Genomic DNA, 25706 nt, shown 5'->3' on the forward strand with positions numbered 1-25706 from the left:
AGAATGAAGAGAAAAGGTAATTATTGCATCAACTTCACAATTTTGAGCATTGATAGGCCGATCCCGGACCACTGCGACGGGAAGTGAATCGATATTGTTTATGTATGAGTTACGTTATTTTCTTACGTGAATGCGATTACACTCACAAGTTTCCCGCCAAAAACACTCTCTATTAACGTTTTAAGAACATTTTCCACAACAAAAAAGGGTTTCCTGCCATAATATCCGCCTCTTTGTGACAGGAGTCGCAGCGCATTCGGTTATCCGTGATTTTCCCGGATGCGTAAATCTATGAGCCTTGTCGCGGTTAGCAATCCCTAAAAAACCTTACTATTCCAGGTAATACATATTGGCTAAGGAGCAGTGAAATGCGTGTGAACAACAGTTTAACCCCGCAAGATCTCAAGGCTTATGGTATCAATGACGTTCAGGATATCGTTTACAATCCAGACTACGACACGCTTTTCCAGGAGGAACTTGATCCAAACCTGGAAGGTTATGAGCGTGGCGTGTTAACAAACCTGGGCGCCGTTGCCGTTGATACCGGTATCTTTACCGGACGTTCGCCAAAGGATAAGTATATTGTCCGTGACGACACCACGCGCGACACGCTCTGGTGGTCCGACAAAGGTAAAGGTAAGAACGACAACAAACCGCTCTCCCCGGAAACCTGGCAGCATCTGAAAGGATTAGTCACCCAGCAGCTTTCCGGCAAGCGTCTGTTTATCATTGATGCATTCTGCGGCGCTAACGCCGATACCCGCCTTTCCGTACGCTTCATTACCGAAGTAGCCTGGCAGGCGCATTTTGTTAAAAACATGTTCATCCGCCCAAGCGACGAAGAGCTGGTTGATTTCAAACCTGATTTCATCGTGATGAATGGCGCTAAATGCACTAACCCGCAATGGAAAGAGCAGGGTCTGAACTCCGAAAACTTCGTGGCTTTCAACCTGACTGAGCGTATCCAGTTGATTGGTGGCACCTGGTACGGCGGCGAAATGAAGAAAGGTATGTTCTCCGTAATGAACTACCTGCTGCCGCTGAAAGGCATTGCCTCCATGCACTGCTCGGCAAACGTCGGGGAAAAAGGTGATGTGGCAGTCTTCTTTGGCCTGTCCGGCACAGGAAAAACAACGCTGTCCACCGATCCGAAACGCCGCCTGATTGGCGATGACGAACACGGCTGGGATGACGACGGCGTGTTTAACTTTGAAGGCGGTTGCTACGCGAAGACCATCAAACTGTCTAAAGATGCCGAGCCGGAAATCTACAACGCAATCCGTCGTGACGCGCTGCTGGAAAACGTCACCGTGCGCGCAGATGGTTCCATCGACTTCGACGACGGTTCCAAAACCGAAAACACCCGCGTGTCCTACCCGATTTATCACATCGATAACATCGTTAAGCCGGTGTCAAAAGCGGGTCACGCCACCAAAGTGATCTTCCTGACCGCCGACGCGTTTGGCGTGCTGCCGCCGGTCTCTCGTCTGACGGCAGACCAAACCCAGTACCACTTCCTGTCTGGCTTCACCGCCAAACTGGCCGGTACCGAACGTGGCGTCACCGAACCAACCCCAACCTTCTCAGCCTGCTTTGGCGCAGCATTCCTGTCACTGCACCCAACGCAGTACGCAGAAGTACTGGTGAAACGTATGCAGGCGGCAGGTGCGCAGGCATATCTGGTTAACACCGGCTGGAACGGTACCGGCAAGCGTATCTCTATCAAAGATACTCGCGCGATTATCGACGCTATCCTGAACGGTTCGCTGGATGACGCAGAAACGTTCCGTCTGCCGATGTTTGACCTGGCTATCCCAACCGAGCTGCCTGGCGTAGATACTCGCATTCTCGATCCGCGTAATACCTATGCTTCTCCGGAGCAGTGGCAGGAAAAAGCCAACGCACTGGCGAAACTGTTTATCGAGAACTTCGAGAAATACACCGATACCCCTGCGGGTGAAGCGCTGGTTAGCGCCGGACCGAAGCTGTAACGAAGAGTGCCGGATGGCGGTTTCGCCTTATCCGGCCTACAGCAACAAAAAGGGAGGCATTTCGCCTCCCTTTCTTATGCGTCTTTCGTGATGCCCTGCGCGCGAGTGAAGGGAACCGGAAGCCAGGCGCGGATCGACAACCCTCCTCGTTCACTGGTGCCAATTTCCAGCATACCGTTATGGTTATCGATAATACGCTGCACAATCGCCAGACCCAGGCCCGTGCCGCTGGTACTACGCGCGCTGTCGCCGCGGACAAACGGCTGGAACAGGTGTTTACGCTGCTCCGGCTTGATGCCCGGACCATCATCTTCTACTTGGAACCAGGCGCGATGCGTCTCCGTACCGCTGCTGACCTTAATCCAGCCGTTGCCGTAACGGGCGGCGTTAACCACCATATTGGCAACCGCACGCTTGATCGACAGCGGGTGCATTTTCACCTGAATGCTACCCGGCAGCAGCGCAGTTTCGATTTCACGTTCATAGCCGCTTTCCGCTGCGACCACTTCGCCTAACACCGAGTTCAGATCCGCCATCTCCATCGGCATCTCCTGACCGGTACGCAGATAATCGATAAACTGCTCGATAATGGCATTACACTCTTCGATGTCCTTATTGATGGATTCCGCGAGATAACCATCCTCTTCGCCCATCATTTCGGTCGCCAGACGAATACGCGTCAGCGGAGTACGTAAATCGTGGCTCACGCCCGCCATTAACAGCGTACGGTCATCGGCCAGCTGCTTCACCCCCGCGGCCATATGGTTAAAGGCACGGGTAACAGAGCGCACCTCTGAAGCGCCATACTCACGCAACGGCGGCGGAATGATACCTTTCCCCACCTGCAGCGCTGCATGTTCAAGATCCACCAGCGGTCGGTTCTGGATACGGATAAACAGCCACGCGCCACCGATAGCCAACAGCATAATCGCCAGCGTGTAGCGGAACAGCGGTGAGAAATCGCCCTGATGGATCTCCGTCAGCGGCACGCGTACCCAGATATTGGGCGACAGCCAGGTTTTCAGCCATACGACCGGCGAGCTTTTGTTCACCTCAACGCGGACTTCCGTCGGACCGCCCAGTTGCTGCGCCATCTGATGGCTTAAGAATTCATAGTGTTGCGCCCAACGCAGCCCAGCTTCTTCAGCGGCCTCGTTGGAATAGAGGGAAATACCCAGCTCACGATAAATTTCCCGGCGGAATGCGGGCGGCACCACCAGTTGCGTACCGTCCTCCAGCTGCAGTTTATCGGTCATCAGCATACGAACTTCGTAGGCCAGGACCTTATTAAACTGCTGGAGGCTCGGCAGTATCGCGAAGTTCAGCACTACCAGGTAAGTCGTCACCAGGCTGGCAAACAGCAAGGTGACGATGAGCAATAACGTGCGGGCAAACGAACTTCGTGGCGAGAAGCGCATTCGCCTCATGCTTTAGAACCGTCCGGAACAAAGACGTAGCCGAGACCCCACACGGTCTGAATGTAGCGCGGATGCGCCGGGTCCTCTTCCACCATACGGCGCAGACGAGAAATCTGGACATCGATAGAACGCTCCATCGCCGAATATTCACGACCACGGGCCAGGTTCATCAGCTTATCGCGGGACAGCGGCTCGCGCGGGTGGCTTACCAGCGCTTTCAGTACCGCAAATTCCCCGCTGGTGAGCGGCATTGGCTCATCTTCACGGAACATTTCACGCGTACCGAGGTTCAGTTTAAACTTACCAAAAGCAATGACCGCTTCTTCCTGAGAAGGCGCGCCCGGCAGTTCGTTCGCCTGACGACGCAGTACAGCGCGAATACGGGCCAGCAGTTCTCGCGGGTTAAACGGTTTCGGAATGTAATCGTCAGCGCCGATTTCCAGCCCAACGATACGATCGACTTCTTCACCCTTCGCCGTGACCATAATGATCGGCATCGGGTTGCTTTGACTGCGCAGGCGACGGCAAATAGACAGGCCATCTTCTCCCGGCAGCATTAAATCCAGCACCATCAGGTGAAAGGACTCACGGGTCAGCAGACGATCCATCTGCTCAGCGTTAGCGACGCTTCGAACCTGGAAGCCCTGCTCGGTCAGATAACGCTCCAGAAGCGCACGCAAGCGCATGTCGTCATCGACCACCAGAATCTTATAGTTCTCTTGCATTGTTATTACTCCCAAAGGTTCGCAACAATTAAGTGTATATTCTTAAGAAAGCTAACGTGAGTCACCAGCGAATTCTGGTATGAATTCCAGGCTAAATTGTTACAAAGCATATTAAACAGCAGCTTAAGTATACAATGTTTCTCGCAATACATTATTTATTCTGTTGATATGCTCGCGTAATACTAATTGTGCGCATCATCACAGAGTCGAAGGTAAAACAATAAGATGAAAACGCCCCTGATAACCCGCGAAGGGTATGAAAAACTCAAACAAGAGCTGAATTACCTCTGGCGTGAAGAGCGCCCGGAAGTCACCAAAAAGGTTACCTGGGCCGCAAGTCTGGGTGACCGCAGCGAAAATGCCGACTACCAGTATAATAAAAAGCGTCTGCGTGAGATCGACCGCCGTGTCCGTTATTTGACCAAGTGCATGGAGAATTTGAAAATCGTCGATTACTCCCCGCAGCAAGAGGGCAAAGTCTTCTTTGGCGCGTGGGTCGAGATAGAAAATGACGATGGCGACATCCGTAAATTCCGTATTGTCGGCTACGATGAGATCTTCGGTCGTAAAGATTACATTTCTATCGACTCACCGATGGCGCGGGCGCTGCTGAAAAAAGAGGTCGGCGATCTCGCGATAGTCAACACCCCTGGTGGTGAAGCCAGCTGGTACGTGAACGAAATTGAATACGTTAAGTGAGACCGGAACAATCCGAAGCCCCGGTAGATGACTGGCATTTTTGCCAGTCAATCCGTATAACTATCCCCTGATTTTTTATCCTATAGACGAAGCTATCCATGATGAATGATTCTTTCTGCCGCATTATCGCAGGTGAAATTCAGGCTCGTGCTGAACAGGTAGAAGCTGCCGTTCGCCTGCTTGACGAAGGGAACACCGTGCCGTTTATCGCACGTTATCGTAAGGAAATCACCGGCGGTCTGGACGATACGCAACTGCGTAATCTGGAGACCCGTCTGGGATATCTGCGTGAACTGGAAGACCGCCGTCAGGCAATCCTGAAATCTATCGGCGAGCAAGGCAAACTGACCGACGATCTGGCGAACGCGATCAACGGCACGTTAAGTAAGACCGAACTCGAAGATCTCTATCTGCCGTACAAACCTAAGCGCCGCACCCGTGGGCAGATAGCCATTGAAGCCGGACTGGAGCCGCTGGCAGATCTGCTGTGGAACGAACCGTCCCATGACCCGGAAACCGAAGCTGCAAAATATCTCAACGCCGAAAACGGCGTGGCCGATACCAAAGCCGCCCTCGATGGCGCACGCTACATTCTGATGGAGCGCTTCGCCGAAGACGCTGCGCTGCTGGCAAAAGTGCGTGATTATTTGTGGAAAAACGCCCACCTGGTTGCCGCCGTGGTTAGTGGGAAAGAAGAGGAAGGCGCTAAGTTCCGCGATTACTTCGATCACCACGAACCTATTTCTACCGTTCCATCCCACCGTGCGCTGGCCATGTTCCGTGGTCGTAACGAAGGCGTGTTGCAGCTTTCACTAAATGCCGATCCGCAATTCGATGAGCCGCCAAAAGAGAGCCACGGCGAGCAGATTATCCAGGATCACCTGGGACTGCGCCTGAACAACGCCCCCGCTGACAGCTGGCGTAAAGGCGTTGTTAGCTGGACGTGGCGCATCAAAGTGCTGATGCACCTTGAAACTGAGCTGATGGGTACCGTGCGTGAACGTGCGGAAGATGAAGCGATCAACGTCTTTGCCCGTAACCTGCATGACCTGCTGATGGCCGCCCCGGCCGGGCTGCGCGCCACAATGGGTCTCGATCCGGGTCTGCGTACCGGTGTAAAAGTGGCGGTGGTTGACGGTACCGGCAAGCTGGTCGCGACCGACACTATTTATCCGCATACCGGCCAGGCAGCCAAAGCCGCCGTTGCCGTGGCGGCGTTGTGTGAAAAATACAACGTTGAGCTGGTCGCGATTGGTAACGGCACGGCGTCGCGCGAAACCGAGCGTTTCTTCCTCGACGTGCAGAAACAATTCCCCAAAGTGACCGCGCAGAAAGTGATTGTCAGCGAAGCCGGGGCATCGGTTTACTCTGCTTCCGAGCTGGCGGCGCTGGAGTTCCCGGATCTCGATGTTTCGCTGCGTGGCGCGGTGTCTATCGCCCGTCGTTTGCAGGATCCGCTGGCGGAGCTAGTGAAAATCGATCCGAAATCTATCGGCGTGGGCCAGTATCAGCACGATGTAAGCCAGACGCAGCTGGCGCGCAAGCTGGATGCGGTGGTGGAAGACTGCGTGAATGCCGTCGGCGTCGATCTGAATACCGCTTCCGTGCCGCTGCTGACCCGCGTTGCTGGCCTGACGCGCATGATGGCGCAAAACATCGTCGCCTGGCGCGATGAGAACGGTCAGTTTCAGAACCGTCAGCAACTGCTAAAAGTTAGCCGCCTGGGGCCAAAAGCCTTTGAACAATGCGCGGGCTTCCTGCGTATCAACCATGGCGATAACCCACTGGATGCTTCTACCGTTCACCCGGAAGCTTATCCGATTGTGGAACGCATTCTGGCCGCAACCGAACAATCGCTGCGTGACCTGATGGGCAACAGCAACGAACTGCGCAATCTGAAAGCAGCCGATTTTACCGACGAACGCTTCGGGGTGCCGACCGTCACCGACATCATCAAAGAGCTGGAAAAACCAGGCCGCGACCCGCGTCCTGAATTTAAAACCGCGCAGTTTGCTGATGGCGTAGAAACCATGAACGATCTGCTGCCGGGAATGATTCTGGAAGGGGCAGTCACTAACGTCACGAACTTCGGCGCGTTTGTTGATATTGGCGTTCATCAGGATGGTCTGGTGCATATCTCTTCATTGTCGAATAAGTTCGTCGAAGATCCACACACCGTGGTGAAAGCGGGCGACATTGTGAAGGTGAAAGTGCTGGAAGTTGACCTGCAACGTAAGCGTATCGCACTGACCATGCGTCTGGACGAGCAGCCGGGTGAAACCAATGCGCGTCGCGGCGGCGGGAATAACGATCGCACTCAAAGCAATCGCCCGGCGCCAAAAGCCGCGAAACCTCGTGGTCGTGATGCACAGCCTGCGGGTAACAGCGCCATGATGGATGCGCTGGCGGCGGCAATGGGTAAAAAACGCTAGTGTGACTTTTGTGCCGGATGGGGGGTGTAACCTCCTTATCCGGCTAACTTGTTGCAATTAATTTGTAAGCCGGATAACACGCGTGAGCGTCGCCATCCGGCATATTTAGTCTATTTCCCGCTTTCTACCGCCATATATTTATCACTTCATTAACAGATGAAACCTTAATTAAACATTAAGATCTTCACTAATTATTTCCGCGAATCATTCGTTCCCAACCAGAATAAATATTGAGGAATATCAAAATTGGCGCAAATTATTATCCAATTGTACATTCCGTCACATTTATTCTATTGATGATAGAAACCATTCTCATTATCATTGATCTGTTGATTATTTACTCTTTCCTTACGTTGGCTAATCATCTGGCCTCATGCCGCCTTGCCGCCCCATGAGGTAATCATCCAGTTAGCGAGATATAAGTAGGTCCCTATGCAATTCACTCCTGACAGTGCGTGGAAAATTACCGGTTTTGCCCGTGAAATCAGCCCGGCTTATCGTCAGAAACTGTTGTCACTTGGCATGCTACCCGGCTCCTCTTTCAACGTGGTACGCGTCGCCCCACTCGGCGATCCTATCCATATCGAAACGCGTCGCGTAAGTCTGGTATTGCGTAAGAAAGATCTGGCGTTATTAGAAGTGGAAGCGGTTTCCTGTTAATACAGTGAGTCTATAAAAATGAAAAAACTAACCATTGGTTTAATTGGCAATCCTAATTCCGGCAAGACTACTTTATTCAACCAGCTTACCGGCGCACGCCAGCGTGTAGGCAACTGGGCTGGCGTTACCGTTGAGCGTAAAGAAGGTCATTTCGCAACGACGGACCACCAGGTCACGCTGGTTGATTTACCCGGCACCTATTCTCTGACGACAATCTCATCCCAGACCTCTCTCGATGAGCAGATCGCCTGTCACTATATTTTAAGCGGCGACGCGGATCTGTTGATCAACGTGGTCGATGCTTCAAACCTTGAACGCAACCTCTACCTGACGTTGCAACTGCTTGAGCTGGGCATCCCCTGCATCGTCGCGTTGAATATGCTGGATATTGCCGAGAAGCAGCAAATCCGTATCGATATCGATGCCCTCTCCGCTCGCCTTGGTTGCCCGGTGGTTCCGCTGGTATCCACCCGCGCCCGCGGCATTGAAGCGCTAAAGCTGGCTATCGATCGCTACAAAGAAAACGACACCGTCGAGCTGGTTCATTATGCCCAGCCGCTGCTGCAGGAAGCGGATTCCCTCGCCGATGCGATGGCCAAAGATATGCCGTTAAAACAGCGCCGCTGGCTAGGCCTGCAGATGCTGGAAGGCGATATCTACAGCCGGGCCTACGCGGGTGATGCCGCGCAAAACCTTGATGCCGCCATTGCACGTCTGAGCGAAACAATGGACGATCCGGCACTGCATATCGCCGATGCGCGCTATCAGTGCATTGCCGCTATCTGCGATACTGTCAGCAACACCCTGACGGCAGAGCCGAGCCGCTTCACCACCGCAGTAGATAAAATCGTCCTCAACCGCTTCCTCGGGCTGCCGATTTTCCTGTTCGTGATGTACCTGATGTTCCTGCTCGCCATCAACATTGGCGGCGCGCTGCAACCGTTGTTTGACGTCGGCTCCGTAGCGCTCTTTATCCATGGGATTCAGTGGATTGGCTACACGCTGCACTTCCCGGACTGGCTCACTATCTTTTTGGCGCAAGGTCTTGGCGGCGGGATTAACACCGTGCTGCCACTGGTACCGCAAATCGGCATGATGTACCTGTTCCTCTCCTTCCTTGAAGACTCCGGTTACATGGCGCGCGCCGCGTTTGTAATGGACCGTCTGATGCAGGCGCTGGGACTGCCGGGCAAATCGTTTGTCCCGCTGATCGTCGGCTTTGGCTGTAACGTACCGTCCGTGATGGGCGCACGTACGCTGGACGCCCCGCGTGAACGTCTGATGACCATCATGATGGCGCCATTTATGTCTTGTGGCGCTCGCCTGGCGATTTTCGCCGTCTTTGCCGCTGCGTTCTTTGGTCAGAACGGTGCGCTGGCGGTCTTCTCACTGTACGTACTGGGCATCGTTATGGCGGTATTGACCGGCCTGATGCTCAAACACACCATCATGCGTGGCGAAGCAACGCCGTTCGTGATGGAGCTGCCGGTGTACCACGTGCCGCACATTAAGAGTCTGATTATTCAGACCTGGCAACGCCTGAAAGGCTTCGTTCTGCGTGCGGGTAAAGTCATCATCATCGTCAGCATTTTCCTCAGCGCGTTTAACAGTTTCTCGCTGAGCGGAAAAATCGTCGACAACATCAACGACTCTGCTCTGGCTTCCGTCAGCCGCGTAATCACGCCGGTCTTCAAGCCGATTGGCGTTCACGAAGATAACTGGCAGGCAACCGTAGGTCTGTTCACCGGCGCGATGGCGAAAGAAGTGGTTGTCGGTACGCTGAACACGCTCTATACCGCAGAAAACATTCAGGAAGAAGAGTTCAACCCGGCAGATTTCCACCTCGGTGACGAGCTGCTCGGCGCGGTAGATGAGACCTGGCAAAGCCTGAAAGACACCTTCAGCCTGAGCGTACTGGCTAACCCTATTGAAGCCAGCAAGGGCGACGGTGAAATGGCTACGGGTGCAATGGGTGTGATGGGCGAAAAATTTGGCAGCGCTGCCGCCGCTTACAGCTACCTGATTTTCGTGCTGCTGTATGTGCCGTGTATTTCGGTAATGGGCGCTATTGCACGTGAATCCAGCCGTGGCTGGATGAGCTTCTCGATTCTGTGGGGCCTGAACATCGCCTACTCTCTGTCGACGCTGTTTTATCAGGCGGTCAGCTACAAAGAGCACCCGACCTACAGCCTGGTGTGCATTTTAGCTGTCATCCTGTTTAACATTGTGTTGCTGGGCCTGCTGCGTCGAGCTCGCAGTCGCGTGGATCTCGCACTGCTGGCGACCAACAGGACGGCAAGCTCCTGCTGTTCCAGCACCACTGGCGACTGCCACTAAGGTTATCGACAATGGCATCGCTTATTCAGGTTCGTGATTTATTGGCTTTGCGGGGACGCATGGAGGCAACTCAAATTAGCCACACGCTGCACACCCCGCAGCCCATGATTGACGCCATGCTGAATCAGTTAGAAAAGATGGGCAAAGCGGTGCGGATTCAGGAAGATGCCGACGGGTGTCTTTCCGGAAGCTGCAAGAGCTGCCCGGAAGGTAAAGCCTGCCTGCGCGAGTGGTGGGCTTTGCGCTAGTTCGATGCCGGATGGCGCTACGCTTCCGGTCTAAAAATGACTGCAAACGTCCTGGCCGGATAAAGCGTTTATGCTGATATCCGGCTTTTTGCGTAATGGATTCCACAAAGATGTCTCTGTTTCAGCAAAGCAGATCTATCCTCCAGCCTGGCGCGCATCGTTATCAACTCGTGGATGATTACTGGCGACCAGGGAAGTAGAGTCTCGTCATCTTGTTTCTCAGGTGACGGATCGCCATGAATACTGACACGACTGCTACGCCGCATGACGCGATTTTTAAAACGTTCTTAAACCACCCTGCTACCGCACGCGACTTTCTTCGGCTCCATCTTCCAGCCTCTTTGCAAAAACTGTGCGATTTGAACACGCTACAACTGGAATCGGGCAGCTTTATTGAGGACGATTTGCGCGCGTACTATTCCGATGTGCTGTGGTCATTAAAAACCCGCGAAGGCGATGGCTATATTTACACCATCATTGAGCATCAGAGTACCGCCGATGCCCATATGGCATTTCGGCTGATGCGTTATGCCATTGCGGTCATGCATCGTCATTTGGCTGCAGGTCACAAAAAACTCCCGCTAGTGATACCCATGCTTTTTTATCATGGCGCGGCAAGCCCATACCCCTACTCACTCTGCTGGCTGGACGAATTTGACGACCCAAAGGCTGCCAGACAACTTTATACCGCAGCGTTTCCACTGATCGATATCACCGTGGTTCCCGATGACGAGATCATGCAGCATCGCCGGATGGCGCTGTTGGAACTCATCCAAAAACATATTCGTAAACGCGATTTGATGGGGCTGGTAGAAAAACTGGCCATCCTGATTATTAAAGGACACGCTAATGACAGCCAGTTGAAAGCCTTGTTTAATTATCTAATGCAGGTCGGGGACACCACACATTTTACCGAGTTTCTTCATGAGGTCGCCGAACGTTTACCCCAACATAAGGAAAAGTTGATGACTATCGCCGAAAGATTACGACAAGAAGGGCATCTTAATGGTCTTCAGGAAGGTCATATGAAAGGGTTACAAGAGGGATTACAAGAAGGGTTACAAACGGGCTTGCAACAAGGTAAACGAGAGGAAGCTTTACGTATTGCATCAACCCTGCAGGCTGATGGTATCGACCCGCTGACCATCTTCAGAATTACCGGCCTGACCGCTGAGGATCTGGCTACGCGCAGCCATTAATCTCAAGCCCGGTAAGCGCGGCTCTACCGGGCAACACAACAGATTTATAGGCGTTTTTTTAACGCCACCAGCGCTGCGCAGAACTCTGCAGGATGCGAGATAAACGGTGCATGCGCCGCTTTAGCAAATATCAACGACTCGCTATGCGGCCACAGGGCATCGAGCATTGGGACCACTTTGCGCGGAACCAGTCCATCGAGATAGCCGTACAACCGCAGAAAAGGCATGTCCACAGCGCACAGAGGCTCACGCAGATCGACCGTTTTCAGGATCTCCAGTCCGCCATTGAGCACCTCGACCTTCGGCATGGGTAACGCCAGCACTGTTTTCTTCAGTGCTCGCGCATCCTGACGCGCGGTGTCCGTGCCCATCGTCTGCAACGCCAGAAAACGTTCCACCGTACGCTGGAAATCTTCGCTCAACTGCTGCTGGAAACCTGCCAGCACTTCTGGCTTGATACCCGGCCACTCGTCACGCGCGCTAAAGCAAGGGGAAGACGCCACGGTCACCAGCGCCTGAACACGTTCAGGATGGGTTAACGCCACCTGGCTTGCGACCAGCCCGCCCAGACTCCAGCCAAGCCAGATGGCTTTCTCCGGTGCCTGTTTTACTACCCGCTCAGCCATCTCTTCCAGCGACATTGCGCCGAACCCCTGGCTGCGACCAAATCCCGGTAAGTCGACAAGATGCAGCGTGAAATGCGAACTCAATTCCTCGCTTATGCAATGCCACACTTGCGCATTCAGTCCCCATCCGTGCAGCAGCACAAGATGGCAATTTCCCGAACCCTGGGTCTGCCACCAGATGTCATTCATCAGTTATTGTTCTCTTTTAGCCTGAAAGGATGCTTCTATGCTAACAGTACCGGGATTGTGCTGGCTATGCCGAATGCCCCTGACGTTAGGGCATTGGGGGATCTGTTCAGTCTGCACACGGGCAACGCATCAGCACGTCAGCCGGTGCCCTCAATGTGGACTCCCTGCCGCACATACCGTCGTTCCCTGCGGGCGCTGTCTGCAAAAACCACCGCCGTGGCAGCGACTAGTTACCGTCAGCGACTATGCTCCGCCATTGAGCGGGCTTATCCACCAGCTCAAGTTTTCCCGACGTGGCGAAATGGCCCCCGCTCTTTCACGCTTGCTGTTGCTGGAGGTATTACAGGCCCGGCGCGTCAGCGGTCTTCCTCTGCCGGACAGGCTCGTCAGCGTCCCGCTCTGGCAACGCCGGCACTGGCGCAGAGGGTTTAATCAGAGCGACTTACTGTGTCGTCCCCTGGCTCGCTGGCTAGACTGCGACTGGGACAGCCGGGCCATCACGCGGGTTCGGGCAACCGCCACACAGCACCATCTCAGCGCCCGATTACGTAAACGTAACCTGAAAAACGCCTTTCGCCTTGAATTGCCAGTGCAGGGACTCCATATGGTCATTGTGGATGATGTCGTCACTACCGGAAGTACCGTCGCGGAAATCGCGCAGCTGCTTTTACGCAACGGCGCGGCGACTGTCCAGGTATGGTGCCTGTGTCGAACCTTGTAGAGCCTCGATGATGGGCGTATTATAACCAAGTAAAATAGTCAACTATTAGGCCATTACTATGATCCATATTTCCGATGCTGCACAAGCGCACTTTGCCAAACTGCTGGCAAATCAGGAAGAAGGGACACAAATCCGCGTATTTGTGATTAATCCCGGCACGCCTAACGCTGAATGCGGCGTTTCTTATTGTCCGCCGGACGCCGTGGAAGCAACCGACACCGCCATTAAATTTGACCTGCTGACCGCATATGTTGATGAACTGAGCGCACCGTATCTGGAAGATGCAGAAATCGATTTCGTTACCGACCAGTTAGGCTCCCAGCTGACCCTGAAAGCACCAAACGCCAAAATGCGTAAAGTTGCCGATGATGCGCCGCTGATGGAACGCGTGGAGTACATGCTGCAATCGCAGATCAACCCACAGCTGGCAGGTCATGGTGGCCGCGTCTCTCTGATGGAAATCACCGATGAAGGCTACGCTATTCTGCAGTTTGGCGGCGGATGTAACGGCTGTTCAATGGTAGATGTAACGCTGAAAGAAGGTATCGAGAAGCAGCTGCTGGCTGAATTCCCTGAACTGAAAGGCGTTCGCGATTTAACCGAACACCAGCGCGGCGAGCACTCTTACTACTAACGCCTCAACCTGTAGAGTTTCCGTAGGCCCGTTAAGACGCATCCGCGCCGCCATCGGGCATTGATGCCGGATGGCAGCGTAATCGCGTTATCCGGCCTACAACCTTGCATTTCTCCGCATATTTCCTGCAACAATCCCCCTCATAATTTGACCAGCCTCTCATAATTTAAATTTTGCCTGCCCAGGTGATTTTCAAGCGCCGTATGTTACCCGTATCATTCGCATCAGCACCTGACACACACATAACAGCCAGCTAAACTGATTAGTTTTGAAGGCAACCAGCATTGGTGCTGAGAATGCTCTGTTCCCGGTCGGGACAATCGGAATTTGTCATCTAAACACTGACGTTACCCATAACAAAGTAAAGGCCAGGTAAATCATGCCATTAGTCATCGTTGCTATCGGTGTAATCTTGTTACTCCTCCTGATGATCCGTTTCAAAATGAACGGTTTCATCGCTCTCGTCCTGGTGGCGCTTGCTGTCGGATTGATGCAAGGGATGCCACTGGATAAAGTCATCGGTTCGATTAAAGCCGGCGTCGGCGGAACCCTTGGCAGCCTCGCCCTGATTATGGGTTTTGGCGCCATGCTGGGCAAAATGCTGGCGGACTGCGGCGGCGCACAGCGCATCGCAACCACCCTGATTGCTAAATTCGGCAAAAAACATATTCAGTGGGCGGTGGTATTAACCGGCTTCACCGTCGGTTTTGCCCTGTTCTACGAAGTCGGCTTCGTGCTGATGCTGCCGCTGGTGTTCACCATCGCCGCTGCTGCCAACATCCCGCTGCTGTATGTTGGCGTGCCGATGGCTGCTGCGCTGTCCGTAACTCACGGCTTCCTGCCGCCGCACCCAGGTCCGACCGCTATTGCCACCATTTTCCACGCAGATATGGGTAAAACCCTGCTGTTTGGTACGATTCTGGCAATCCCGACCGTTATTCTCGCCGGTCCGGTGTACGCTCGCTTCCTGAAAGGTATCGATAAGCCAATCCCGGAAGGTCTGTACAGCGCGAAAACGTTTACCGAAGAAGAGATGCCTGGCTTTGGCGTCAGCGTCTGGACCTCCCTGGTACCGGTTATCCTGATGGCGATGCGCGCCGTGGCGGAGATGATTCTGCCAAAAGGCCACGCTTTCCTGACGGTGGCAGAATTCCTGGGTGACCCGGTCATGGCAACGCTTATCGCGGTGCTGATTGCGATGTTCACTTTTGGTCTGAACCGTGGACGTTCGATGGATCAGATCAACGACACGCTGGTGTCCTCCATCAAAATCATCGCGATGATGCTGTTGATCATTGGTGGTGGCGGTGCCTTCAAACAGGTCCTGGTGGATAGCGGCGTGGACAAGTACATCGCGTCAATGATGCACGGTTCAAACGTTTCTCCGCTGCTGATGGCATGGTCTATCGCTGCGGTACTGCGTATCGCACTGGGCTCCGCAACCGTTGCGGCGATCACCGCTGGTGGGATTGTGGCACCGCTGATTGCAACGACCGGCGTAAGCCCTGAGCTAATGGTTATTGCGGTTGGTTCCGGTTCCGTCATTTTCTCCCACGTGAACGATCCGGGCTTCTGGCTGTTCAAGGAGTACTTCAACTTGACCATCGGTGAAACCATCAAGTCATGGTCAATGCTGGAAACCATTATCTCCGTCTGCGGTCTGGTAGGGTGTCTGCTGCTGGGTATGGTGGTCTGATAAAACTGTGCCGGGTGGCGCTTCGCTTACCCGGCCTACCTGCTATCACCCTAAAAAAGCCGGGGAAATCCCCGGCTTTTTTACTTCTTCTTCGCGGCCGCTTTTCGGCGCTTATCCAAATCCTTAATCAGCTTGTTCACACCGTCATCGGCAAACATCTGCTCCAGCGTGGCGGTGAGCTTACGCCGCCAGTTTTTGTACTGGTCGCTGGTCCCCGGAATATTGACCGGCTCAGCCATATCCAGCCAGTCTTCCGGTTGCAGGCCCAACAGCGCACTGTTGCTGTCAGCGATGTAGCGTTGCATGCCGCGATTAAGAATCGGCGTCATCGACATCAGTGACGCCTTGTGACCAGCACGTTTTGGCAGGCACCCGTATTTGTGCAGCGCGTCCAGCAGCCCCTGTTTCGCCAGTTCTCTGTCCTGATACAACCCACGCAGCACGACTTCATCCGGGTACAGACCCAGCGCCTTACCCAGCGTCAGATCGCCGCTATCCCAATAACCTTTAAGCGTAGGAAGGTCATGCGTCGCCGCGACTGCCATTGATTGTTCCGGGTACGCTTTCGGCGCGCGGAAGTTTTTCTCATGGTCATTCTCAAAATAAAGCACTTTGTAGGAGTACACGCCGCTGTCACGCAGCTTGCTGACGATCTCTACCGGCACAGTCCCCAGATCTTCACCAATTACCATGCAGTGATGACGTTTACTTTCCAGCGCCAGAATTGAAAGCAGATCGTCGACCGGATAATGCACGTAGGCGCCGTGATCGGCAGTTTCACCGTAAGGGATCCACCACAGACGCAGCATCGACATAACATGGTCGATACGCAACGCACCGCAGTTCTGCATATTGGCACGCAGCAGTTCGATAAACGGTTCGTAAGCGCGTGCCGTGTGATATGCGGATCCATCGGCGGCAATCCCCAGTTTTGCCCGAGCGGACCGAGAATATCCGGCGGTGCGCCAACCGAGGCTTTCAGGCAATACAACTCGCGGTCGCACCAGGTTTCCGCCCCGCCTTCGGCCACGCCGACAGCCAGATCGCGATATAATCCAATCGGCATCGCAAAGCCCTGGCTGGTTTTCCAGCAATCAGCAAACTGGGTATACGCCAGCCACTGCAACCACAGGTAGAAATCCACTTCATCACGATGCTCTTCGCAAAAGCGTTTTACCTCTGGTGAATCCACCGACTGGAAAGCTTGCGGCCACACCGGCCAGCCCCAGCGCAGTGCGTCCTCTTTCACCTGATGTGCATGCAGCGCGTCAAAGGCCGCCTGCCAGTACAGGCTATCCCCTTCCTGAATCACAAACTGACGAAATGCCGCCATCTGCTCATCGTCACGTGCAGAGAAGCTTTTCCACGCCATACGCAGCGCTGTCATCTTCAATGCGGTAACGGCAGAATAATCAACCCACTCGGTATCACGCGCGCGTTGCAGAGCTTGCTGAGTCGCGGGTTTCTGCCACCAGGCCTGCGCCTCTTTACTCAGGCGGAAATCGTCTACTGCGTTCACATCTATATAAATAACGTTCAACCAGCGGCGTGACGACGGGCTGTACGGACTGGCACTCTCCGGGTTCGCCGGATACAGCGCGTGAATCGGATTCAGGCCGATAAACGCGCCACCGCGTTGCGCCACCTCCACCAGCATGGCACGGAGATCGCCAAAGTCGCCAATCCCCCAGTTTTTTTCTGAACGCAGGGTATAGAGCTGAACGCATGCGCCCCACAGCTTCTGTCCGGCTAACAGAGCCTGCGGCTCATAGCAGCGTTTCGGCGCGACAATGATGCGGCAATGGGTACGCAACTCCCCCTGGGTGAGGGTAAGCGTGTGATACCCTTCCGGCAGCTTCGCCGGAAGGTTGAACGATTTACCGCCGACGGCATGCCCTTTGTGCTGCACGCCCTCTTCGGTGGTCAGCAGCCAGGTAAACTCTCCGCGTCCCTCAACTGCCAGCGGCATTTTCTTACCAGCGGTATAAACCATGACATTCGGCACCGGGGTCACCGCCACCTGAGCGGTGGCGGTGGAGCGATGCATAGCGTCAAGCAAACGCCGCTTGGTTTCGACGCCAATAGACTGCGGTTTACCGTGGGCATTAATGTAATTGGGGCTGATCCCCGCCGCCAACGCGGCATTATCCAGACGTTTGCTTTCCATCGCGATTCCTTAACGTTTCGCCTGCCAGATACGAGTCTGATAATCGCGGATGGAGCGATCCGAACTGAACATGCCGCAACGCGCGGTATTCAGAATCGCCGCCCGGGTCCAGGCTTCCTGGTCACGATACAACACGTCAACCTGCTTCTGGGCTTCAACGTAGGCCGCGAAGTCCGCCATTACCAGATACGGGTCACCGCCCTGCTTGCCGATACTGTGCAGCATCTGGTCGAAGGCATGTTTATCGCCGTCGCTGTACTTCCCGCTTTCCAGCTCTTTCAGAACAGCATCCAGCACTTTATCTTTCTTACGCCATTTCACCGGGTCGTACCCTTTGGCCTTGAGCGCCTTCACCTCTTCCACGGTATGACCAAAGATAAAGATATTCTCGTCACCGACCTTCTCGGCGATTTCGACGTTTGCGCCATCCAGCGTACCGACGGTTAACGCACCGTTCAGCGCCAGCTTCATGTTACCGGTGCCGGAAGCCTCTTTCCCTGCGGTGGAGATTTGCTCAGAGATATCCGCCGCTGGGATCAACATTTCCGCCGCCGAGACACAATAATCCGGCAGGAATACGACCTTCAGCTTGTCGCCCACTTGCGGGTCGTTATTGATGGTTTCTGCAACCTTGTTAATGGCGAAGATGATATTTTTCGCCAGGTAGTAACCCGGAGCGGCTTTCGCGCCAAACAGGAATACGCGCGGCACGCGATCGGCCTGCGGGTTCTCACGGATTTCTTTGTACAACGCCAGAATATGCAGCAAGTTGAGGTGCTGACGCTTGTACTCATGCAGGCGTTTAATCTGAATATCAAAGAGAGCGTTTGTCGTTATCTCAATACCGGTACGCGCTTTAATAAACTTCACCAGACGCGCTTTGTTCGCCAGCTTGATGTCACGATACTGCTGACGAAACTTCGCGTCGTCGGCGTATTTTTCCAGGTTAATCAACTGATCGAGGTCGTTGGCCCACTCTTTTTTCAGCGATTTATCCAGCAGCGCGGCAAGTGCCGGGTTGCACTGCTTAATCCAGCGACGCGGAGTAATCCCGTTAGTGACGTTATGGAATTTGTTCGGCCAGAGCTGATGATATTCCGGGAACAGATCCTTCACCACCAAATCGGAGTGCAGCGCCGCCACGCCGTTAACCGCAAAGCCGCTGACCACACACATGTTAGCCATACGCACCTGTTTGTTATGCACCACCGCCAGCTTCGCCCAAACTTCAGCGTCACCCGGCCAGGTTTTATCGACCAGCTTCTTAAAGCGGTCGTTAATCTCTTTGATGATTTGCATATGGCGCGGCAGTAGTGCTTTCACCAGCTTCTCGTCCCAGCACTCCAGCGCCTCTGGCATCAAAGTGTGGTTGGTATAAGCAAAGGTCTTGCTGGTAATAGCCCACGCATCGTCCCAGCTCATCTGGTGCTCATCAATCAGTACACGCAGTAGCTCAGGGATGGCGATGGTCGGGTGAGTATCGTTGAGCTGAATCACCTCAAAATCAGCCAGCTCATGCAGCTTACGCCCTGCCAGATGATGGCGGCGCAGAATGTCAGCTACGGAGCAAGCGCACTGGAAGTATTGCTGCATCAGGCGCAGCTTTTTACCCGCGGTGTGGTTGTCGTTCGGGTACAGCACTTTGGTGAGTTTTTCAGCGTCGATGCCCTGCTGCTCTGCGCGCAGGAAATCGCCGTCATTAAATTTGGTCAGGTTAAACGGATGCGCGTGACTGGCCTGCCACAGACGCAGCGGTTGCGCCACGCCGTTACGGTAGCCGAGAACCGGTAGATCCCAGGCCTGGCCGGTGATAACAAACCCCGGCTCCCAGTGCCCTTCTTTGGTGACCTTGCCGCCAATCCCTACTTGCACATCCAGTGCCTCGTTGTGACGGAACCACGGATAGCTGCCGCGATGCCAGTCATCCGGGGCTTCCATCTGCTGCCCATCGGCAAATGACTGACGGAACAGGCCGTACTGGTAGTTGAGACCATAGCCCGTCGCCGATTGACCGACTGTCGCCATCGAATCAAGGAAGCAGGCCGCCAGGCGCCCCAATCCACCGTTACCCAGCGCCGGGTCGATCTCTTCTTCCAGCAGGTCGGTCAGGTTAACGTCATGCGCTTTCAGCTCATCGCTCACCGCATGATACCAGCCGAGATTGAGTAAGTTGTTGCCGGTCAGACGGCCAATCAAAAACTCCATCGAGATGTAGTTAACATGGCGCTGATTTTTTGCCGGCTTCGCCGCAGGCTGGGCGCTGAGTAACTCAGCCAACGCCCCACTCACTGCCTGCCACCACTGGCGCGACGTCATTTCTTGAGCCGACAGTAAACCGAAGCGCTGCCACTGACGCGTCAGGGCAGCCTGAAATTGATCTTTGTTGAAAGTAGGCTGTGACATAGGGGTTCCAGATCCTTAGGTAATAAAACAACGTTATCGCTAGTTTGCCAGGCTCGTTGTTGACCTTCCTCATCCTGGCACGGATTAGGCAGGGAGGAGGAGCGGGGATGAGCATAAAAGTGTGATCGCTGCCACTTAAAGAGGGTGTTATCGCCCGTAAATTCGCGTAAGTCCGGCATAACGCCCCTGTAATGCCCAACGGACGACGCATTAATAACAAGAGATAAATCGACAATATCAAATAGAGGGGTGACGATGGGAAACAATCTGTAAACAGAGAAATAGTTTCTAACCTGAAATATCCAAGGTGGATAAGATAATTCACATAAAACTTTTAAGTCGGCCACAAAATTCGGCTCTTTACATTAAGCAACTGAGTAACCTTATAAAAAGGGAGGTATTTTTCGGCTCAGCCAAAATACCGACGGATCCAGTCGCCACGCCTGTTGTGACTCTTTAAAGCAATTAATGTAATAGATGTATAGATTTGTGACATAGTGCAAAATCAGACACACAAAAAGTCCGCTTAGCTTGCATAAAACACTAATCTGGCCGACCTTATATCTATTAATTACGAAGCGCAAAAAAAATCATTTTTCCCCATTTTCACACAGTGAAGTGACTAACTTATGTTGATTCCGTCTAAATTAAGTCGTCCGATTCGACTCGACCATACGGTGGTTCGTGAGCGCCTGTTGGCTAAACTTTCCGGCGCGAACAATTTCAGGCTTGCCCTGATAACAAGTCCTGCTGGTTATGGAAAAACGACGTTGGTTTCACAATGGGCAGCGGGGAAGAACGACTTAGGCTGGTACTCTCTGGATGAAGGCGATAATCAGCAAGAGCGCTTTGCCAGCTATCTGATCGCCGCTATCCAACAGGCAACCGGTGGGCACTGCACCACCAGCGAAACAATGGTGCAAAAGCGCCAATACGCCAGCCTGACGTCACTGTTTGCGCAGCTATTTATTGAACTGGCCGAGTGGCATCGCCCGCTCTACCTGGTAGTGGATGATTATCATCTCATCTCCAATCCGGCAATTCACGAAGCGATGCGTTTCTTCCTGCGTCATCAGCCTGAGAACCTCACGCTGGTCGTGCTGTCGCGCAACCTGCCACAGTTGGGTATTGCCAACCTGCGAGTACGCGATCAGTTGCTGGAGATAGGCAGCCAACAGCTGGCGTTTAACCACCAGGAAGCCAAACAATTTTTCGATAGACGTTTGTCCTCGCCTATCGAAGCGGCAGAAAGCAGCCGGATGTGCGATGACGTTGCTGGCTGGGCCACGGCGTTACAGCTGATTGCCCTCTCCGCCCGCCAGAACAACCATTCTGCGCATCAGTCCGCACGCCGCCTCGCCGGGATCAACGCCAGCCATCTGTCCGATTATCTGGTTGATGAAGTGCTGGACAGCGTCGACCTCGGCACCCGTCACTTCCTGCTGAAAAGCGCCATTCTGCGCTCAATGAACGACGCGCTGATCGTCCGGGTCACTGGGGAAGAAAACGGCCAGATGCGGCTGGAGGAGATTGAGCGCCAGGGATTATTCTTGCAGCGGATGGATGACGTCGGTGAGTGGTTCAGCTATCACCCGCTGTTTGGCAGCTTTTTACGCCAGCGCTGTCAGTGGGAGCTGGCAAGCGAACTGCCCGAAATACACCGCGCCGCCGCTGAAAGCTGGATGGCGCAAGGCTTCCCCAGCGAAGCTATCCACCACGCGCTGGCGGCCGGCGACGCCCATATGCTGCGCGATATCCTGCTTAACCATGCGTGGGGACTGTTTAACCACAGCGAACTGACATTACTGGAAGAGTCGCTGAAAGCCCTGCCGTGGGAAAGTCTGCTGGAAAATCCGCGTCTGGTTCTGCTGCAAGCCTGGCTGATGCAAAGCCAGCACCGCTACGGCGAGGTTAATACCCTGCTGGCACGCGCTGAGCAGGAAATGAAAGGCGACATGGAACCGACGCTGCACGCCGAATTTAACGCCCTGCGTGCGCAGGTCGCGATTAACGACGGCAATCCTGACGAAGCCGAGCGCCTGGCAAAGCTGGCGCTGGATGAGTTACCCATCGCCTGGTTCTATAGCCGTATCGTCGCCACCTCGGTACACGGTGAAGTCCTGCACTGCAAGGGCGATCTCACGCGTTCTCTGGCGTTGATGCAGCAAACCGAGCAAATGGCGCGCCACCATGACGTCTGGCATTACGCACTGTGGAGTTTAATTCAGCAAAGTGAAATTTTGTTTGCCCAGGGCTTTTTACAGGCCGCCTGGGAGACTCAGGAAAAAGCGTTTCAGTTGATCAAAGAGCAGCATCTGGAACAGTTGCCGATGCACGAGTTCCTGGTGCGTATTCGCGCGCAGCTGCTGTGGGCATGGGCGCGCCTGGACGAATCGGAAGCGTCTGCCCGCGCGGGTATTGAACTGCTTTCCACATTCCAGCCGCAGCAACAGCTACAGTGCCTGGCGCTGCTGATTCAATGTTCGCTGGCCCGGGGGGATCTGGATAATGCGCGTAGCCTGCTCAACCGCCTGGAAAACCTGCTGGGTAACGGTCACTATCACAGTGACTGGATCTCGAACGCCGATAAGGTACGGGTGATTTACTGGCAAATGGTGGGCGACAAAAACTCGGCCGCCAACTGGCTGCGCCACACGCCGAAACCGGAATTCGCCAATAACCACTTCCTGCAAAGCCAGTGGCGCAACATCGCCCGCGCGCAGATCCTGCTGGGCGAGTTTGAACCGGCTGAGATTGTGCTGGAAGAGTTGAATGAAAATGCGCGCAATCTGCGCCTGATGAGCGATCTGAACCGTAACCTGCTGCTGCTTAATCAGCTCTACTGGCAGGCAGGGCGCAAAAATGACGCACAGCGTGTGTTACTCGACGCGCTGCAGCTGGCGAACCGCACCGGATTTATCAGTCACTTTGTCATTGAAGGTGAGGCCATGGCGCAGCAACTGCGTCAGCTGATTCAGCTCAATACCTTACCGGAACTCGATCAGCACCGCGCCCAGCGTATTTTGCGTGAGATTAACCAGCATCACCGCCATAAATTCGCCCACTTCGATGAAGGGTTCGTTGAGCGTCTGCTTACTCACCCGGAAGTACCGGAGCTTATCCGCACCAGCCCGCTGACCCAGCGCGAATGGCAGGTTCTGGGACTGATTTATTCGGGCTACAGCAACGAGCAGATCGCCGGAGAATTGGCCGTCGCGGCAACGACCATCAAGACGCACATCCGCAATTTGTATCAAAAGCTCGGCGTCGCACACCGCCAGGATGCGGTGCAACATGCGCAAAAACTGCTGAAAATGATGGGGTATGGGGTTTAGTTAATGCCTGATACGCTACGCTTATCAGGCCTGGAATTAACTTAGCACAGCTCTAACTGAATATGATGGTCCGCAATAACCTGCATCACGCCAGCTGGCGGCAGCGTGTCGGTATACACCGCATCCACCATGCTGATACTGCCCATATTCACCATCGCGTTACGCCCAAACTTCGAGTGATCCACCACCAGCATCACATGCCGTGAATTCTCAATAATCGCGCGCTTGGTGCGAACTTCGTGATAATCAAACTCCAGCAGGGAGCCATCGCTATCGATACCACTAATCCCTAAGATGCCGAAGTCCAGGCGGAACTGAGAAATAAAGTCGAGGGTCGCTTCGCCCATAATACCGCCGTCGCGGCTACGCAGTTCGCCACCGGCGAGTATTATGCGGAAATCCTCTTTCGCCATCAGCGTATTCGCCACATTGAGGTTGTTGGTCACAATGCGTAAATTGCTGTGATTGAGCAGCGCGTGAGCCACCGCTTCCGGCGTGGTGCCGATATCAATGAACAACGTAGAACCGTTCGGGATCTGCGTGGCAACTTTGCGGGCAATGCGCTCTTTTTCCGCCGTCTGTGTCGCTTTACGGTCATGCCACGGGGTGTTGACCGAGCTGGAGGGCAGCGCCGCGCCACCGTGATGGCGCAAAATCATGTTCTGATCGGCCAGATCGTTAAGATCGCGGCGAATCGTCTGCGGACTGACGGAGAAATGCTCCACCAGCTCCTCGGTACTGACGTATCCCTGTTTCTTTACCAGCTCGATGATCGCGTCATGTCGTTGTGTTTGCTTCATTATTGTTCCCTGAAATTACGTTCGTTTTCGTACATTCATAGTATCGGCAAACGCCATTGCCAGACCCACGGCCAGCCCGGCGATATGTGCGCCGTTCGCCATCGACATGCCGAACACATCAAACCAGCCGGCAACAATCCAGATCAAAGCAAAGATAATCAAACCACGCTGCAGGAAAATACCACTTTGTGGATCGCGCTCGCCGCGCAACCACACATAACCCATCAGCGCATATACCACGCCAGACAGCCCACCAAACCACGGGCCGCTAAATTTCTGCTGAACGTAGCCGCTTAGCAGGGCGCTGATCACGGTAATTACAATCAGTTTTCCGCTGCCCAGACGCTTTTCTACCGCACCGCCGAGATACCACCACCACAGCAGGTTGAACAGAATATGCATCAGCGAGAAGTGCATAAAAGCGTGGGTGAAATAACGCCAGAATTCAAATTTCAGCGAAGGGTCAAACGGCCATGCCAGCCAGAGCATCACAGTCTGGTCGCCCAGCGTGTTCATCGCAATAAACACCAGCACACACGCGGCCATCACCACCCAGGTTACCGGGCCTGCGCGTTCGCGCAAAGTTGCCAGGAACGGATAACGCTGATAGCGCAGACCGCTGTCGGTATGACCCGACTGCCAGCTTGCCGCGAGGTAACGCGGATCGCCTGGATTCTCCAGAAATCGCGCCAGCTCAGCATGCACGCGCTCAGCCTGGGACTCATCCGCCAGCCAGACATCCGTTTGCTGATGTTGTTGAATCGTCAGGATAACGCCCTGTGTCGCCATATAATCAACAAATGCCTGCGCCACGCGGGGGTTAGCAAAAGAGGTAATCATCAACATGGTTGCTGTCGCTTATTCCACACAAAAGAGGACAGTATATATACCCTTCTTACTTCGAGCTGCATCTTTGTTGGCTTTCCTCACTCACTCCGGTCACATACTGTTCGTACGCTCCCGGAGATTTGCTGCGTCGCCGTCGCGATGCAACTCGAATTAATTTGGGTATAGTCTTACGAACCGTATGCCACTTCTGCCGGAAAATGTCGATGCCAGGCGTCGAAGCCGCCGTCAACACTGTAAACCGCGTCATAGCCCTGCTGAAGAAGATATTGCGCCGCGCCTTTACTGCTGTTGCCGTGATAACACATTACTAACACGGCGGTGTCGAAATCATGCTCGCGCATAAATGACCCCAGCGTGTCGTTCGTCAGATGAAACGCCTGCGGGGCGTGACCCATCGCATAGCTTTGCGGGTCGCGGATATCCACTAACACCGCGGTCCCCTGGTGCAGCTTCTGATGCGCTTCTTCGACATTAATACATTCAAACTGATCCATTGCTCTCTCTTCTTTATATTGCAGGTGACGCTTTTCAGACATGTTACTTCTTAGTGTACGTCCCGACGGCAGTTAAACGCCAT

Annotated in this window: 18 protein-coding genes and 1 pseudogene; 11 read left to right on the forward strand and 8 right to left on the reverse strand. The window is 54.0% G+C overall.

The features are described 5' to 3' along the window. Positions 1–368 precede the first annotated feature (368 nt). On the forward strand, positions 369–1991 hold the full coding sequence (gene pckA, locus B9P82_RS12055; protein WP_016154801.1) for a phosphoenolpyruvate carboxykinase (ATP): 1623 nt from the start codon (positions 369–371) through the stop codon (positions 1989–1991). A 74-nt stretch (positions 1992–2065) separates the two neighbouring features. On the opposite strand, the gene envZ is transcribed toward pckA, so the two are convergent. Beyond that, positions 2066–3418 (reverse strand): two-component system sensor histidine kinase EnvZ, encoded by a 1353-nt coding sequence (gene envZ / locus B9P82_RS12060; protein ID WP_029139732.1) that lies wholly within the window; start codon positions 3416–3418, stop codon positions 2066–2068. Then, on the reverse strand, positions 3415–4134 hold the full coding sequence (gene ompR, locus B9P82_RS12065) for an osmolarity response regulator transcription factor OmpR (protein WP_001157751.1): 720 nt from the start codon (positions 4132–4134) through the stop codon (positions 3415–3417). Before ompR ends, envZ begins: the two co-directional genes overlap by 4 nt. A gap of 225 nt (positions 4135–4359) precedes the next feature. Between ompR and greB the strand changes: the two genes are divergently transcribed. The 6 genes from greB (at position 4360) to B9P82_RS12095 (ending at position 11709) form a co-directional block, all read left to right on the forward strand. Continuing rightward, positions 4360–4833 (forward strand): transcription elongation factor GreB, encoded by a 474-nt coding sequence (gene greB, locus B9P82_RS12070; RefSeq protein ID WP_016154802.1) that lies wholly within the window; start codon positions 4360–4362, stop codon positions 4831–4833. 98 nt (positions 4834–4931) lie between these two features. Continuing rightward, positions 4932–7265: a Tex family protein gene (locus B9P82_RS12075; RefSeq protein WP_016154803.1), complete on the forward strand. Its 2334-nt coding sequence runs from the start codon at positions 4932–4934 to the stop codon at positions 7263–7265. Between the two features lie 432 nt (positions 7266–7697). Continuing rightward, entirely contained in the window at positions 7698–7925 is a 228-nt protein-coding gene (gene feoA, locus B9P82_RS12080; protein ID WP_003023519.1) for a ferrous iron transporter A, read from the forward strand. Between the two features lie 18 nt (positions 7926–7943). After that, positions 7944–10262, forward strand: coding sequence for a Fe(2+) transporter permease subunit FeoB (feoB, locus tag B9P82_RS12085; RefSeq protein ID WP_016157644.1), 2319 nt, complete (start codon positions 7944–7946; stop codon positions 10260–10262). Positions 10263–10273: 11 nt separating this feature from the next. Further along, positions 10274–10510, forward strand: coding sequence for a [Fe-S]-dependent transcriptional repressor FeoC (gene feoC / locus B9P82_RS12090; protein WP_003023516.1), 237 nt, complete (start codon positions 10274–10276; stop codon positions 10508–10510). A 236-nt stretch (positions 10511–10746) separates the two neighbouring features. Further along, a complete protein-coding gene (locus tag B9P82_RS12095) occupies positions 10747–11709 on the forward strand; it encodes an Rpn family recombination-promoting nuclease/putative transposase (protein WP_075848111.1) in 963 nt (320 codons plus the stop codon). 44 nt (positions 11710–11753) lie between these two features. Here the strand turns inward: B9P82_RS12095 and bioH are convergent, their stop codons facing one another. Continuing rightward, complete coding sequence (gene bioH / locus B9P82_RS12100) at positions 11754–12524, reverse strand: pimeloyl-ACP methyl ester esterase BioH (RefSeq protein WP_016157646.1); 771 nt, start codon at positions 12522–12524, stop codon at positions 11754–11756. Positions 12525–12561: 37 nt separating this feature from the next. Here bioH and gntX point away from each other — a divergent pair, with 37 nt between their 5' ends. From gntX to gntT, 3 genes are all read left to right on the forward strand, one after another. After that, the gene (gntX, locus tag B9P82_RS12105; protein WP_016157647.1) at positions 12562–13245 is read left to right on the forward strand and encodes a DNA utilization protein GntX; all 684 of its coding nucleotides are present in this window, start codon (positions 12562–12564) and stop codon (positions 13243–13245) included. Between the two features lie 58 nt (positions 13246–13303). Beyond that, positions 13304–13879, forward strand: coding sequence for a Fe-S biogenesis protein NfuA (gene nfuA / locus B9P82_RS12110; RefSeq protein WP_003023509.1), 576 nt, complete (start codon positions 13304–13306; stop codon positions 13877–13879). 379 nt (positions 13880–14258) lie between these two features. After that, on the forward strand, positions 14259–15575 hold the full coding sequence (gntT, locus tag B9P82_RS12120) for a gluconate transporter (protein ID WP_003023507.1): 1317 nt from the start codon (positions 14259–14261) through the stop codon (positions 15573–15575). A gap of 80 nt (positions 15576–15655) precedes the next feature. Here the strand turns inward: gntT and malQ are convergent. After that, a pseudogene (gene malQ, locus B9P82_RS12125) lies at positions 15656–17742 on the reverse strand (4-alpha-glucanotransferase). Positions 17743–17751: 9 nt separating this feature from the next. Beyond that, entirely contained in the window at positions 17752–20145 is a 2394-nt protein-coding gene (malP, locus tag B9P82_RS12130; RefSeq protein WP_101700387.1) for a maltodextrin phosphorylase, read from the reverse strand. Between the two features lie 629 nt (positions 20146–20774). On the opposite strand from malP, the gene malT reads away from it, so the two are divergent. Beyond that, the gene (gene malT / locus B9P82_RS12135) at positions 20775–23480 is read left to right on the forward strand and encodes an HTH-type transcriptional regulator MalT (protein WP_101700388.1); all 2706 of its coding nucleotides are present in this window, start codon (positions 20775–20777) and stop codon (positions 23478–23480) included. A gap of 41 nt (positions 23481–23521) precedes the next feature. Here the strand turns inward: malT and B9P82_RS12140 are convergent, their stop codons facing one another. The 3 genes from B9P82_RS12140 to glpE form a co-directional block, all read right to left on the reverse strand. Next, positions 23522–24280: a DeoR/GlpR family transcriptional regulator gene (locus tag B9P82_RS12140; protein WP_003023499.1), complete on the reverse strand. Its 759-nt coding sequence runs from the start codon at positions 24278–24280 to the stop codon at positions 23522–23524. 15 nt (positions 24281–24295) lie between these two features. Next, entirely contained in the window at positions 24296–25126 is an 831-nt protein-coding gene (gene glpG, locus B9P82_RS12145; RefSeq protein WP_016154811.1) for a rhomboid family intramembrane serine protease GlpG, read from the reverse strand. A gap of 170 nt (positions 25127–25296) precedes the next feature. After that, entirely contained in the window at positions 25297–25623 is a 327-nt protein-coding gene (gene glpE, locus B9P82_RS12150) for a thiosulfate sulfurtransferase GlpE (protein ID WP_016157651.1), read from the reverse strand. Positions 25624–25706: the final 83 nt, after the last annotated feature.

The organism is Citrobacter sp. L55 (assembly GCF_002850715.1).
Classification (GTDB): domain Bacteria; phylum Pseudomonadota; class Gammaproteobacteria; order Enterobacterales; family Enterobacteriaceae; genus Citrobacter; species Citrobacter braakii.